Origin of the sequence: Kitasatospora sp. NPDC018619, assembly GCF_044391605.1 — a bacterium.
GTDB lineage: Bacteria > Actinomycetota > Actinomycetes > Streptomycetales > Streptomycetaceae > Kitasatospora.
Window position 1 is genome coordinate 21088 of record NZ_JBISAI010000027.1, and the last position, 12572, is coordinate 33659.

Genomic DNA, 12572 nt, shown 5'->3' on the forward strand with positions numbered 1-12572 from the left:
GCGCCCGGGGGCTGCCTAGCCGGCCGCGGCCAGCTGGCCGCAGGCGCCGTCGATCTCCTGGCCGCGGGTGTCGCGGACGGTCGTCGGCACGCCGTGCGACTGGAGGCGGCGGACGAACTCGCGCTCGTCCTCGGGGCGGGAGGCCGTCCACTTGGAACCCGGGGTCGGGTTCAGCGGGATCAGGTTGACGTGCACCCGGTGGTTCTTGATCAGTCGGCCGAGCAGGTCGGCCCGCCAGGCCTGGTCGTTGATGTCCTTGATCAGCGCGTACTCGATGGAGATCCGGCGGCCGGACTTCTCCGCGTAGTTCCAGGCGGCGTCCAGCACCTCGGCGACCTTCCACCGGGTGTTCACCGGGACCAGCTCGTCGCGCAGCTCGTCGTCGGGGGCGTGCAGCGACAGCGCGAGGCGGCAGCTGAGGCCCTCGTCCGCGAACCGGTTCATCGCCGGGACGAGGCCGACGGTGGAGACCGTGATGCCGCGCTGGGACAGGCCGAAGCCGTCCGGGGCCGGGTCGGTCAGCCGGCGGATCGCGGCCAGGACCCGGTTGTAGTTGGCCAGCGGCTCGCCCATGCCCATGAAGACCACGTTCGACAGCCGGGCCTCACCGCCGGGGATCTCCCCCGCCTTGAGCGCGCGCATCCCGGCCGCGATCTGCTCGACGATCTCGCCGGTGGACAGGTTGCGGGTCAGCCCGGCCTGGCCGGTGGCGCAGAACGGGCAGTTCATGCCGCAACCGGCCTGGGAGCTGATGCACATGGTGACCCGGTCCGGGTAGCGCATCAGCACGGACTCCACGAGCGTGCCGTCGAAGAGCTTCCAGAGCGTCTTGCGGGTCGCGTCGTCGTCGCAGGAGACGTGCCGGACCACCGACATCAGCTCGGGCAGCAGGCTCCCGGTCAGCTTCTCCCGGCTGGCGGCGGGGATGTCCGTCCAGCTCGCCGGGTCGTTCGACATCCGGCCGAAGTAGTGGTGGGAGAGCTGCTTGGCGCGGAACGGCTGCTCGCCCAGCTCGGCGACGGCCTCCTTGCGCTCGGCGGGGCTCAGGTCGGCGAGGTGTCGCGGGGGCTTGGCGCCGCGCGGCGCGACAAACGTGAGTTCTCCGGGCTTAGGCATGGTTGTTCCAGTGTCGCAGACGCGCGGGGGCCCCGGACGCCAGGCGTCCGGGGCCCCTCGTACGTCCCGTCCGCGCGGGTCAGCTGCCGACGAAGGCCGCCAGCAGCAGCCAGACCACCGGGGCGGTCGGCAGGAGCGAGTCCAGCCGGTCCATGATGCCGCCGTGGCCGGGCAGCAGCGTGCCCATGTCCTTGATCCCGAGGTCGCGCTTGATCATCGACTCGCCCAGGTCGCCCAGGGTCGCGGTGACCGCCGCGCAGCCGCCCAGGATCAGGCCCTGCCACCAGCTGCCGCCGTCGATGATCAGCTGCATCAGCAGCGCGCCCGCCAGCATCGACAGGGCGATGCCGCCGGCCAGGCCCTCGCGGGTCTTGCCCGGGCTGATCGTCGGGGCCAGCTTGGTCTTCCCGAACTTGTAGCCCACCGCGTAGGCGCCGGTGTCGCTGCAGATCGTCACGATCAGGAAGAGCACGATCCGCTGGGGGCCGTCGTCGGCCGCCAGCATCATCGCCACGAAGGTGGCCAGGAACGGCACGTAGAAGGCCGTGAACACGCCCGCCGTTATGTCCCGCAGGTAGTCCTCCGGCGGCTCGGCCATCCGCCAGACCATCACCGCCAGCCCGGTCAGCGCGAGCGAGGCCGCGGCCCACTGGATGCCGGACCAGTAGCCGGTGGCGACCATCGCGATGCCGCCCACCACCAGCGGGACCAGCGGCGCCTTGATCTGCTTGCGCTCGGCGAGCCGGCTGGTCAGCTCCCAGACGCCGACCGCGACCGCGGCCATCACGACGACCAGGAACAGTGCCTTCACCACGAACAGGGAGGCGACGATGACCGCACCGAGGCCGACGCCCACGCCTATGGCGGCCTGGAGGTTACGGCCGCCGCGCTGCTTGCGCGGCTGCGGCTGCGGAGCGGGCTGGGCGGCCACGGGTGTCTCCTGCCCTGGGTGGGACGACGGCACGAGGGGGGGCTGCCCGGCTGCCGGGTGGTTCGCCGGCGGCGCGGGGTGCACCGGTGCCCCCGGGTACGGCGCGCTGCCGTGGCCGGGGGCGGGGGCGGGGTCGCCGGGTATCGCGCGCAGCACGACCGTCTCCGTCACGCCCGGAGGCGCCGGCTCAGGCTGCTCGTCCCGGAAGAGCGGCCCCCCGCTCAGCCGGCCGGCCTCCCGGGCCTGCCCCTCGGCGGGGTCGGCCGGTGCGTCGGCGGCGGGCCGGCCGTGCGCGGACCGGCCGCGGGCGGCCGACCGACCGGGGTCGGGCGTGCCGGGAGGCGGGCCGGGCTCGGCCGGTACGGGAGGCATGACCTGAGTCTCCTCCGCGTCGCCGCCCCAGTACACCGGAGGCTGCTGCGACTGATCCGAACGGAGGCCCGGCGCGCCCTGGGGCACGCCGTGGCCGCCCGGGTGGCCGAGGTGGCCGCCCGGGTGGCCGGGGTGGCCGTGGGCCGGCGCCGGCTGCGCGCCGTACCCCGGCGCCGGGTGGGCCGGGGTACGGGCGGCCTGCGGGTGCGGCGCCGGGCGGTAGGGCTGGAACTGCTGGTCGGACGGGCCCCAGTAGCCGGGGGCGTCAGGGGCGTCGTTCATCAGACCTCGAGCAGCTCGGCTTCCTTGTGCTTCAACAGCTCGTCGATCTGGGCCACGTACTTGGCCGTGGTGTCGTCGAGCTCCTTCTCGGAACGGCGGCCGTCGTCCTCGCCGACCTCGCCGTCCTTCACCAGCTTGTCGATGGCGTCCTTGGCCTTGCGGCGCACCGAACGGATCGAGACCTTGGCGTCCTCGCCCTTGGTGCGGGCGACCTTGATGAACTCCCGGCGGCGCTCCTCGGTCAGCTCGGGCAGCACCACGCGGATGATCGACCCGTCGTTGGACGGGTTGACGCCCAGGTCGGAGTCGCGGATCGCCTGCTCGATGGCCTTCAGCGCGGTCTTGTCGAACGGCGAGACCACCGCCATCCGCGGCTCCGGCACCGAGAACGACGCCAGCTGGTTGATCGGGGTCTTGGCGCCGTAGTACTCCGCGACGATCTTGGCGAACATCGCCGGGTGCGCACGGCCGGTGCGGATGGCCGCGAAGTCGTCCTTGGCGTGCAGGACGGCCTTCTCCATCTTCTCCTCGGCCTCGAGGAGGGTCTCTTCGATCACTGTGGTCTCCCTGTCCGGTTCATCTGCTGTTGTCCCGACCGGTGTCGGCGCGCCGACCGGTCACGGTGCCGGCGCCGTCCGGTACGGCTGGTTGCTGCTCAGGCCCGGACAGAATCCTGGCTGATGAGTGTGCCGATCTTCTCACTCTTCACCGCACGTGCGATATTGCCCTCCGCCAGCAGTTCGAAGACCAGCATCGGGAGGTTGTTGTCCTTGCACAGCGTGATCGCGGTGAGGTCGGCGACCTTGAGGTCCCGCGCGATGACCTCGGAGTACTCCAGCGCGTCGAACTTGACCGCGTCCGGGTTGGTCCGGGGGTCGGAGTCGTAGACGCCGTCCACGCCGTTCTTGCCCATCAGCAGGACGTCCGCGTGGATCTCCAGCGCGCGCTGGACGGCCGTGGTGTCGGTGGAGAAGTACGGCATGCCCATACCGGCGCCGAAGATCACCACACGGCCCTTCTCCAGGTGCCGGACGGCCCGCAGCGGCAGGTACGGCTCGGCGACCTGGCCCATGGTGATGGCGGTCTGGACCCGGGTCTCGATGCCCTCCTTGACCAGGAAGTCCTGCAGCGCCAGGCAGTTCATGACGGTGCCGAGCATGCCCATGTAGTCGGAGCGGGCCCGGTCCATGCCGCGGACCTGGAGCTCGGCGCCCCGGAAGAAGTTGCCGCCGCCGATGACCACCGCGACCTCGGTACCGGCACGGACGACGGTGGCGATCTCCCGGGCGATCGCGTGCACGACGTCCGGGTCGACGCCGAGCCCGCCACCACCGGCGAAGGCTTCACCGGACAGCTTGAGCAGCACCCGGCGGCGCGAGCCTGCCTGCGGGTCCTGCGCGGTCTCCTGCGTCTCCTGCATGGACTTCTCCTTTTTGCACCTACTGGTCACAGACGCGGGTGTGCGGGTGCCCGGCCTGCGTGTACACGAGAGGAGGCCACTGCCGCGGGAACCGGTTCGGTGTCCTGCACGGCAATGGCCTCCTCGTCGTTCGTGGTGCCGACGCGAGCCCGCCCGTTGGCGGTGGGCGCGGGGTGAGCCCGTTCGGCGTTCCTCCCGCCCGGGTCAGCGGGCGGGGGCGGTTCCCAGCCTAAAGGGGGCCGGGACCAGGGGGAACGTGGCTCAGGCGCCGACGCGGAAGCGGGCGAAGCGCTTGAGGGAGACGCCGGCCTCCTCGAGGACCTTGGCGACGGTCTTCTTGTTGTCCTTCGCGAAGGCCTGCTCCAGGACGGAGTTCTCCTTCACGAAGCCGGTGACGCGACCCTCGACGATCTTCGGCAGGGCGGCCTCGGGCTTGCCCTCCTCGCGGGCGGTGGCCTCGGCGACGCGGCGCTCGTTCTCCAGGGCCTCGGCCGGGATCTCCTCGCGGGACAGGTACTTCGGCGCGAAGGCGGCGATGTGCTGCGCGACGTCCTTGGCGACCTCGGCGTTCTCCTTGTCCAGCTCGACCAGGACGCCGACGGCCGGCGGCAGGTCGGGGCTGGTCTTGTGCAGGTAGACCGCGACGAAGCCGTCACCGTCGAACTGGGCGAAGCGACGGAAGACGATCTTCTCGCCCAGGGTCGCGTTGGCCTCGTCCACGAACTGCTGGACGGTCTTGCCGGGCTCGATCTCGGAGGCCAGGGCGGCGTCCAGGTCGGCCGGGGCGCTCTTGGCGACGTGGGCGGCGATCGCGTCGGCGACCTTGACGAAGTTGTCACCCTTGGCGACGAAGTCGGTCTCGCAGTTCAGCTCGACCAGAACGCCGGACTTCTTGTCCTCGGCGATCAGCGCGGCGACGGCGCCGTTGGAGGCGTCACGGCCCTCGCGCTTGGCAACGCCCTTCTGGCCCTTGATGCGCAGGAGCTCGACGGCCTTCTCGACGTTGCCCTCAGCCTCGTCCAGAGCCTTCTTGCAGTCCATCATGCCGGCGCCGGTGAGCTCACGGAGCTTCTTGACGTCCGCGGCGGTGAAGTTCGCCATGGTGTGAATCTCTTCTCGCGTCTCGCGTGTCTGCGTGGAGTGGCGCCGGGGCCGGTGGTTCGGCCCCGGCGCGGGAGAGAGGGGCACCCGCCGGCTTCACGCCGGCGGCTGCCCCTCACCCTTGGTGCGTCAGGCCTGCTCGGCCGGAGCCTCGGCAGCGGGAGCCTCGGCAGCGGGGGCCTCGGCAGCGGCGGCCTCGGCGGCGGCGGGGGCCTCCTCGGCCTTCTTCTCGCCCTCGAGGAGGTCCTTCTCCCAGTCGGCCAGCGGCTGGTCGGCGCCCGGCTCGGCCTTGGCGTCGCCCTTGGCGACACCGGCGCGGGACTTCAGGCCCTCGGCCACGGCGTCGGCGATCACGCGGGTCAGCAGGGTGACGGAGCGGATGGCGTCGTCGTTGCCCGGGATCTTGTAGTCGACCTCGTCCGGGTCACAGTTGGTGTCGAGGATGGCGACGACCGGGATGTTGAGCTTCCGGGCCTCGCCGACCGCGATGTGCTCCTTCTTGGTGTCCACGATCCAGACGGCGCTGGGAACGCGCTGCATGTCGCGGATACCGCCGAGGGTCTTCTCCAGCTTGTCGTGCTCGCGCTGGAGGACCAGGAGCTCCTTCTTGGTGAGGCCGGAGCCGGCCACGTCCGAGAAGTCCAGCTCGCCGAGCTCCTTCAGGCGCTGGAGGCGCTTGTAGACGGTCGAGAAGTTGGTCAGCATGCCGCCGAGCCAGCGCTGGTTCACGTAGGGCATGCCCACGCGGGTGGCCTGCTCGGCGATGGCCTCCTGGGCCTGCTTCTTCGTGCCGACGAAGAGGACGCTGCCGCCGTGGGCAACGGTCTCCTTGATGAACTCGAAGGCGCGGTCGATGTAGTTCAGCGACTGCAGGAGGTCGATGATGTAGATGCCGTTGCGCTCGGTGATGATGAAGCGCTTCATCTTCGGGTTCCAGCGGCGGGTCTGGTGACCGAAGTGGACGCCGCTCTCCAGCAGCTCCCGCATCGTGACGACGGCCATTGCCGTACTCCTTGGTGTTACGGCCCGGCAGCGGCACTGCGTCGCAGCGATCGCCCACAGCCGGGTCAGTCTCGGTTGTCCGTGGCGGCCAGGTGACAGCCACGCCTGACGCCCCGAACGTGCCGAGCCGCTTGCGCCCTTCCGGCCAAGGGCCGGTCGGGCTCGGCGGACCGAGCGGCACTCGCACCTGGCGGGGCTGCGGACGAACCGCGTCCGACCGCCGGTGGCGGGGCGTGCGAAGTCGACCCGGCGGACCGGGTCGCGTGTGAAGTGTACGGGAAGCGCCGAGGCGCGAGCGACTCCGCGCGTGGCCAGGGGGCCGCCGGAGGCTCGGAAGGAGCCCGGGAACCGGCCGGGGCGGGCGGGTTCCCGCGGGGCGGGAGGCCGGGCCGGCGGCGGGCCGGGGTCGGCGCCGACGGCGGGCCGGGGTCGGCGCCGACGGCGGTGCGCTGGCGGGGTCGGGCGGCGGGGTCGGTCGGCGGGGTCGGGCCGGACGGGCACCTGCCCGGGGCGGTCGCCGCTATGCCGTTTGTACACCGGATGGCGGCATCCGTACACCCGTCCGGGGGATGGCGCTCGGGCATGGGGGCGGTTTGTCCACAGGAATCCGGATGTGGGTGGTGCGGGAGCCGCGCGGGGGCGAGCCTGCGGGCATGAGTGGTCGCGGGTGGTTCGGCGGGGTGGTCGGGGTGGGTGTGGCGGTCGGGGTGGCCGGGGTGGGCGTGGCGGTCGGGGTGGCCGGCCTGGGTCGGCGGGGGCGCGGGGTGCCGAGCACGGCGCTGTCGGCGGTGGTGGCGGCGGTGCTCGTGGTCGTGCTCGCGGTGCCGGGGGCTTCGGGTTCGGCTTCGGCGGCTTCGGGAGTTCCTGCTGCCTCGGTCAGCGGCGGAGCCGACGGGTGGGGTGCCGCGCGGGCCTGGCCGGTGGGCGGGGCCGGCGGGGTGCTGGGCCGGTTCGACCCACCGGCGAAGGCCTGGGCCGCCGGGCACCGCGGGGTGGACCTCGCCGCCGCCCCCGGGGTGGAGGTCCGGACCGCGGCGGCCGGAGTGGTCACCTTCTCCGGGCCGGTGGCCGGCCGGCCGGTGGTGACCGTCTCCCATCCCGGATCGGGCTCGCCCCCGCTCCGGACCACCTACCTGCCCGTCACCGGCACCCTCCCGGTCGGCACCCCGGTGGCCGCCGGACAGACGATCGGACTGATCGCACCGGACGGGCGGCACTGCGCCGGGCACGACTGCCTGCACTGGGGGCTGCTGCGCGGGAACCGCTACCTCGACCCGCTCGCCCTGTTCGGGGCGGGCACGGCACGGCTGCTGCCGCTGGGCGGCGGAGGCGGGTAGGGAACGGGCGGGGATCGAGCAGGCGGGGGGCGAGCGGGCAGCCTCAGTGGCGGACGAGTCCGTGCAGCACCAGTGCGACGGCGGCGTCGGCGATCTCCTCGGGGCTCTCGGTGGCGCAGCCGGTGCGGCCCCCGGCCGCAGCCTGCTCGGCCCTGCGGGTCGCCGCCTCCACGACGCCCTGGACCAGGGCCGCGGCCAGCCGGGGCTGCTCGTGGCCGAGGTCCTCCAGCGTGCGGCCGACCAGGCCGGCCAGCCTGCCGTGCGCCGCCCTGATCCGCTCGCGGGCGGCCTCGTCGAGTTCCAATGCCGAGATCGCCACCACCGCCCGGTGCCGGGGGTCGGCGGCCAGCGCCAGCTGGCCGCGGACGTAGGCCTCGATCCGCTCGACGGCGCTGTCGCAGCTCTCCATCCCGGCCTCGATCTCGGCGGCCCAGAGCGGGAGGTCCACCTCGCAGAGCGCCTCGACCACGGCGGCGCGGGAGCGGAAGTACTCGTAGACCGAGGAGCGCGCGAGCCCGGTGCGGGCCGCGAGCGCGGGGAAGGTCAGGGCCTCCATACCGCCCTCGCTGAGCAGGAAGCGGGCAGCGTCGAGGAGGGCTGCGCGCTGGAGCTGGCGATGCTCGGCCACCGTGGCCGCTCGGATCTTCGGCACCCTTCCACTGTACGGAGCCCTACCTCCGGCCGGTACGGCGCCGCGCACCGGGAGGGGCCGCGGGCCCGGCCGGCGGCGTTCGACGCCCTACCGGATGTCCGACAGTTTGGCGCGCAGCTGGAGGACGGACTTGGTGTGGATCTGGCTCACCCGGCTCTCCGTCACCCCCAGCACCTGGCCGATCTCGGCGAGGGTGAGCCCCTCGTAGTAGTAGAGCGTCACCACCGTCTTCTCCCGCTCGGGGAGGGTGTTGACGGCCTGGGCCAGCAGCCTGCGCAGCTCGCGGTCCTCGGCCACCTCGACCGGGTTGTCCGCGCCGTGGTCGACCAGGGTGTCCATCAGGCTCAGCCGGTCGCCGCCCTCCCCCACCGGGTGGAGCAGTTCGTCCAGCGCCACCACGTTGGCGAGCGACAGCTGGCTGAAGATCGCGTGCAGGTCCTCGATCGCGATGCCCATCTCGGCCGCGACCTCGGGCTCGTGCGGCGTCCGGCGCAGCCGGGCCTCCAGCGTCGCGTACGTCCGCTCGACCGCCTTCGCCTTCTGCCGCACCGAGCGCGGGATCCAGTCCAGGGCGCGCAGCTCGTCGATGATCGCGCCGCGGATGCGGCTGATCGCGTAGGTCTCGAACTTGATGGCGCGGTCGATGTCGAACTTCTCGATCGCGTCGATCAGCCCGAAGACGCCCGAGGAGACGAAGTCCGCCTGTTCGACGTTGGACGGCAGACCGACCCCGACCCGCCCCGCCACGTACTTGACCAGCGGTGAGTAGTGCAGGATCAGCTGCTCCCTCAGCCGCTGGTCGCCGGTCTCCTTGTAGGAGCGCCAGAGCTCCTCCAGTGCGGTACGCCCCCGGGCCGCACCCTCCCGGGCGTCCTGCCCCTGGCCGCCGTCCGCCGGCCCCTCCCGACGGGGCCGGGAGACCGCCGAGGCGAACGCCTGGGTCGCCTCGGCCGGCAGCGGCGCATCGCCGTGCGCCAAGGGCGCGCCCGCCCCGCCCGCGCCGGGGGGCACGCCGGCGGACTCGGCGGCGCCGGCGCCCTGGGCCGGCTCGGCCCCCCGGGCCGCATCCGCAGGCTGCGGCACCACCGTCGGCCGGCCGCCCTGGCGGGACAGGCCCCCCATCGTCCCCGCCGCCTTGGACGGGAAGTCGGGCACGGGGCGCCGCTCGGTCCGCGGCCCTCCCGAGGACCGGGCGCCGCCGGTCAATCTGTGTCCGGGAATGTGTGTGGGCATGCGTGGGTCTGCGCCGTTCTGCCGAGTCATGTGCTGATAGGGAAGGCATGTGGAGCGTAGCGTGACCGACTCACTGCGAAGCGCTACCGCCGCTCGGTCGTCCCCCGATCCGGTGGCGGTCGAACACCGGATCCAGGTGACGAACAGACGAGCCGGATCGGGAGGCCGGCCAGGCGCCCCGGCGCGCGTTCCGTGGACGAGAGGTGCTCGTGGCTCCGGCGCTCACCTCCTGCGCACCACGCGCCAGTGCGCGCCGTGCCGCTCCACGTAGCCGAGCGAGCCCAGCTCGTAGAGCCGTTGCAGGACTTCGTCGGGCGGCAGGCCGGACTGCCGGGCCAGTCGCTCGACCGGTGCGCCCTCCGCCGTCGCCGGCACGGCCTCCAGCACCCGGGCCACCGGGGGCTCCAGCAGGTCCCGCGGGAGCACCGGGCCGCTGCGCTGCGGCGCCAGGTCGTCCCCGATCGCCCCGATCAGCTCGGCGATCTCGGCCGCGTCGGTGACCAGGGTGGCGCCGCCGCTGCGGATCAGGGCGTGCACCCCGGCGGAGAGCTCCGAGGTCACCGGGCCGGCCACTCCCATGGTGTGGCGGTTCAGGTCCCGTGCCCGTCGGGCCGTGCTCAGGGCGCCGCTGCGCACCGCCGCCTCGACCACCACCGTCCCCCGGGTGAGCGCCGCGATGACCCGGTTGCGCAGGACGAAGCGGAAGCGGTTCGGGTGCTCCCCCGGCGGCAGTTCGCTGACCAGCAGCCCTTGGAGGCCGATGCGCCGGATCAGTTCGGCGTTGCCCTTGGGGTAGGCCACGTCGACACCGCAGGCGAGCACCGCGGCCGTCGTCCCACCGACCGCGAGCGCCCCGCGGTGCGCCGCCGCGTCGACCCCGTAGGCGGCTCCGGAGACCACCACCCAGCCGCGCTCGGCCAGTTGGGCCGCGAGCTCGCCCGCGACGTGGGCGCCGTAGGCCGTGCACGCACGGGAGCCCACCATCGCCACCGAGCGGAGCGCGAGCAGCCGCAGTGAGCCACTGCCCGTCACCCAGAGTCCGATCGGGCGCCCGTCTCCCAGGTCGTCGAGTTGGCTGGGCCATTCCGTGTCCCCCGGAATGATGAACCGTCCGCCGACGTCCCTGACCCGTTCGAGGTCCGTTCGCGGGTCCGGCCCCGGGAGCCGCGCCTGGTACCCGGCCAGCCGGGCGGCGTCCAGTGCGGGATGGTCGGGCACCGTACCGTCCCGGATCGCCCGCACCACGTCGACGGCGGGGATCTGGCCGAGCCACCGGCCGATCACCGCGTCCCCCGGCTCGCTGAGCCGGCCGAGCAGCACCCGGGCGAGGCGCTCGGGCTCGGCTGCCGTTCCCTCGGGCGCCGCGGCCCCGGCCGCACCGGGGATCCACACGTGCTCCGACAGCTGGTTCATGACTCACCCTTCTGCTTGCGCGGTTGCTCCCCGCCCGGCTCGGTACCCCCGGAGCGGCCGCCGCCCGGGCCGCGGCGCTGCGCCGGGATGCCGCCGAGCCGGCCGAAGACCCGCTCGGTCAGCGGCAGCCCGTGCTCCACCCCGGTGCGCAGGACCAGGGCGGTGCGCACGTCCCGCTGGTCCGGCCGGTCGCGCCCGGCGAGGTCGGCGACCGTCCAGGCCACCCTGAGCACCCGGTCCAGGCCCCGGGCGGTCAGCAGGCCGCGCTCCAACTGCCGCGCGGCGTCGTTGAGCGCGCCGCCCGCCAGCTGCCAGCGGGTGCGCAGTTCGTGGCCGGGGACCTCCGCGTTGGTCCGCCACGGGGTGTCCGCCAGCCGGGCGGCCGCCCGCTCCCGCGCGGCCAGCACCCGGGCCGCGACGGTCTCGGTCGTCTCCGCCGTGCTGTCCCGCTCCATGAGCTCGACCCTGGTCACCGGGGCCACCTGGACCTGGAGGTCGACCCGGTCCAGCAGCGGCCCGGAGAGCCGCCCCTGGTAGCGGCTGACCATCGCCGGGGTGCACTCGCAGCCCTCGCCCCGCCGCGAGAACCGCCCGCACGGGCAGGGATTGGCCGCCAGGCAGAGCAGGAACCGGGCCGGGAGCCGCATCGATCCGGCCGAGCGGGCGATCACCACCTCGCCCGACTCCAGCGGCTGGCGCAGGGCGTCGAGCACCCGGACCGGGAACTCCGGTGCCTCGTCCAGGAAGAGCACGCCCCGGTGGGCCAGCGAGACCGCCCCCGGCCTCGGCAGACCGCTGCCACCGCCGACGATGGCCGGCATCGTCGTGGAGTGGTGCGGGGCGCAGTAGGGCGCGGTGTCGATCAGCGGGCGGCCGGCCGGAAGCAGCCCCGCCACCGAGTGGACGGCGGTGACCTCCAGCGCCTCCTTCTGGGTCAGCGGCGGGAGCAGCGCGGGCAACCGCTCCGCCAGCATCGTCTTGCCCGCGCCCGGCGGGCCCTTCAGGTAGAGGTGGTGTCCTCCGGCGGCGGCGATCTCCAGGGCGCGCCGGGCCTCGTACTGGCCCGCCACGTCGGCCATGTCGAGCCGGGCCGCCTTGTCGTCGGGCAGGCCCCGCACGCCGGCGGTGGGCAGCATCAGGCCGGCCATCAGCGGATCCGGCCGGCCTCCGATCGGGTCGGGCGGCTCCTCCGGTTCCGGCGTGCCGGTCAGCACGGCGACGAGCTGGCGCAGGCTGCGGACGCCGATCACCGTCACCCCGGGGACGAGCGAGGCCTCGGGCGCCGTCTGCTCGGCGACCACGACCCGCTCGTACCCGGCGTCGGCGGCGGCCAGCACCGACGGCAGCACCCCTCGGACCGGCCGCACCCGGCCGTCCAGCCCCAGCTCGCCGATGATCAGCAGGTCGGCGATGGCGGAGGGGTCGAGCCGTTCGGCGGCGGCCAGCACGGCGCAGGCCACCGCGAGGTCGAAGCCGCTGCCGCTCTTGGGCACCGAGGCGGGGCTGAGGCCGACCGTCAGCTTGCGCTGCGGCCAGGCCTCCCCGCTGTTCACGACCGCGGCACGGACCCGGTCGCGGGCTTCGGTGAGCGCCTTGTCCGGCAGGCCGACCAGGGTGAACGCGGCCACCCCGGGCTCCAGATCGGCCTGGACCTCGACGATCACGCCGTCGACGCCGACCAGCGCGACGGAACAGGTGCGGGCGAAGGCCATC

At 73.6% G+C, this 12572-nt stretch carries 11 protein-coding genes; 1 reads left to right on the top strand and 10 read right to left on the bottom strand.

Translation table 11 applies throughout. The annotated features are described in order from the left end of the window. Positions 1–15 precede the first annotated feature (15 nt). From rlmN to rpsB, 6 genes are all read right to left on the bottom strand, one after another. Positions 16–1116 (bottom strand): 23S rRNA (adenine(2503)-C(2))-methyltransferase RlmN, encoded by a 1101-nt coding sequence (gene rlmN / locus ACH5AR_RS30520; RefSeq protein ID WP_396304771.1) that lies wholly within the window; start codon positions 1114–1116, stop codon positions 16–18. 79 nt (positions 1117–1195) lie between these two features. Further along, positions 1196–2419 (bottom strand): phosphatidate cytidylyltransferase, encoded by a 1224-nt coding sequence (locus ACH5AR_RS30525; RefSeq protein ID WP_396304819.1) that lies wholly within the window; start codon positions 2417–2419, stop codon positions 1196–1198. Between the two features lie 281 nt (positions 2420–2700). Continuing rightward, entirely contained in the window at positions 2701–3258 is a 558-nt protein-coding gene (gene frr, locus ACH5AR_RS30530; RefSeq protein WP_387759399.1) for a ribosome recycling factor, read from the bottom strand. A 98-nt stretch (positions 3259–3356) separates the two neighbouring features. After that, positions 3357–4121, bottom strand: coding sequence for a UMP kinase (gene pyrH / locus ACH5AR_RS30535; RefSeq protein ID WP_148642763.1), 765 nt, complete (start codon positions 4119–4121; stop codon positions 3357–3359). 261 nt (positions 4122–4382) lie between these two features. Continuing rightward, positions 4383–5222 carry a translation elongation factor Ts gene (gene tsf, locus ACH5AR_RS30540; protein WP_396304772.1) on the bottom strand — a complete coding sequence of 280 codons (840 nt, stop codon included), beginning with the start codon at positions 5220–5222 and terminating at the stop codon, positions 4383–4385. Between the two features lie 129 nt (positions 5223–5351). Further along, positions 5352–6224, bottom strand: coding sequence for a 30S ribosomal protein S2 (gene rpsB / locus ACH5AR_RS30545; protein WP_396304773.1), 873 nt, complete (start codon positions 6222–6224; stop codon positions 5352–5354). A 653-nt stretch (positions 6225–6877) separates the two neighbouring features. Between rpsB and ACH5AR_RS30550 the strand changes: the two genes are divergently transcribed. Then, positions 6878–7561: a murein hydrolase activator EnvC family protein gene (locus ACH5AR_RS30550; protein ID WP_396304774.1), complete on the top strand. Its 684-nt coding sequence runs from the start codon at positions 6878–6880 to the stop codon at positions 7559–7561. Between the two features lie 43 nt (positions 7562–7604). On the opposite strand, the gene ACH5AR_RS30555 is transcribed toward ACH5AR_RS30550, so the two are convergent. From ACH5AR_RS30555 to ACH5AR_RS30570, 4 genes are all read right to left on the bottom strand, one after another. Beyond that, positions 7605–8189 (bottom strand): TetR/AcrR family transcriptional regulator, encoded by a 585-nt coding sequence (locus ACH5AR_RS30555; RefSeq protein WP_396304820.1) that lies wholly within the window; start codon positions 8187–8189, stop codon positions 7605–7607. Positions 8190–8300: 111 nt separating this feature from the next. Beyond that, positions 8301–9170, bottom strand: a complete 870-nt coding sequence (whiG, locus tag ACH5AR_RS30560) for an RNA polymerase sigma factor WhiG (protein WP_396304821.1) — start codon at positions 9168–9170, stop codon at positions 8301–8303. 498 nt (positions 9171–9668) lie between these two features. Beyond that, positions 9669–10859, bottom strand: a complete 1191-nt coding sequence (dprA, locus tag ACH5AR_RS30565) for a DNA-processing protein DprA (RefSeq protein WP_396304775.1) — start codon at positions 10857–10859, stop codon at positions 9669–9671. Continuing rightward, the gene (locus tag ACH5AR_RS30570; RefSeq protein WP_396304776.1) at positions 10856–12571 is read right to left on the bottom strand and encodes a YifB family Mg chelatase-like AAA ATPase; all 1716 of its coding nucleotides are present in this window, start codon (positions 12569–12571) and stop codon (positions 10856–10858) included. Before ACH5AR_RS30570 ends, dprA begins: the two co-directional genes overlap by 4 nt. Between the last annotated feature and the right edge of the window lies 1 nt (position 12572).

Coding starts and splice junctions, on each gene's coding strand:
- ACH5AR_RS30525 (WP_396304819.1), bottom strand. CDS start 2,419: ATGCCTCCCGTACCGGCCGAGCCCGGCCCGCCTCCCGGCACGCCCGAC.
- rpsB (WP_396304773.1), bottom strand. CDS start 6,224: ATGGCCGTCGTCACGATGCGGGAGCTGCTGGAGAGCGGCGTCCACTTC.
- dprA (WP_396304775.1), bottom strand. CDS start 10,859: ATGAACCAGCTGTCGGAGCACGTGTGGATCCCCGGTGCGGCCGGGGCC.
- tsf (WP_396304772.1), bottom strand. CDS start 5,222: ATGGCGAACTTCACCGCCGCGGACGTCAAGAAGCTCCGTGAGCTCACC.
- ACH5AR_RS30550 (WP_396304774.1), top strand. CDS start 6,878: ATGAGTGGTCGCGGGTGGTTCGGCGGGGTGGTCGGGGTGGGTGTGGCG.
- rlmN (WP_396304771.1), bottom strand. CDS start 1,116: ATGCCTAAGCCCGGAGAACTCACGTTTGTCGCGCCGCGCGGCGCCAAG.
- ACH5AR_RS30570 (WP_396304776.1), bottom strand. CDS start 12,571: ATGGCCTTCGCCCGCACCTGTTCCGTCGCGCTGGTCGGCGTCGACGGC.
- pyrH (WP_148642763.1), bottom strand. CDS start 4,121: ATGCAGGAGACGCAGGAGACCGCGCAGGACCCGCAGGCAGGCTCGCGC.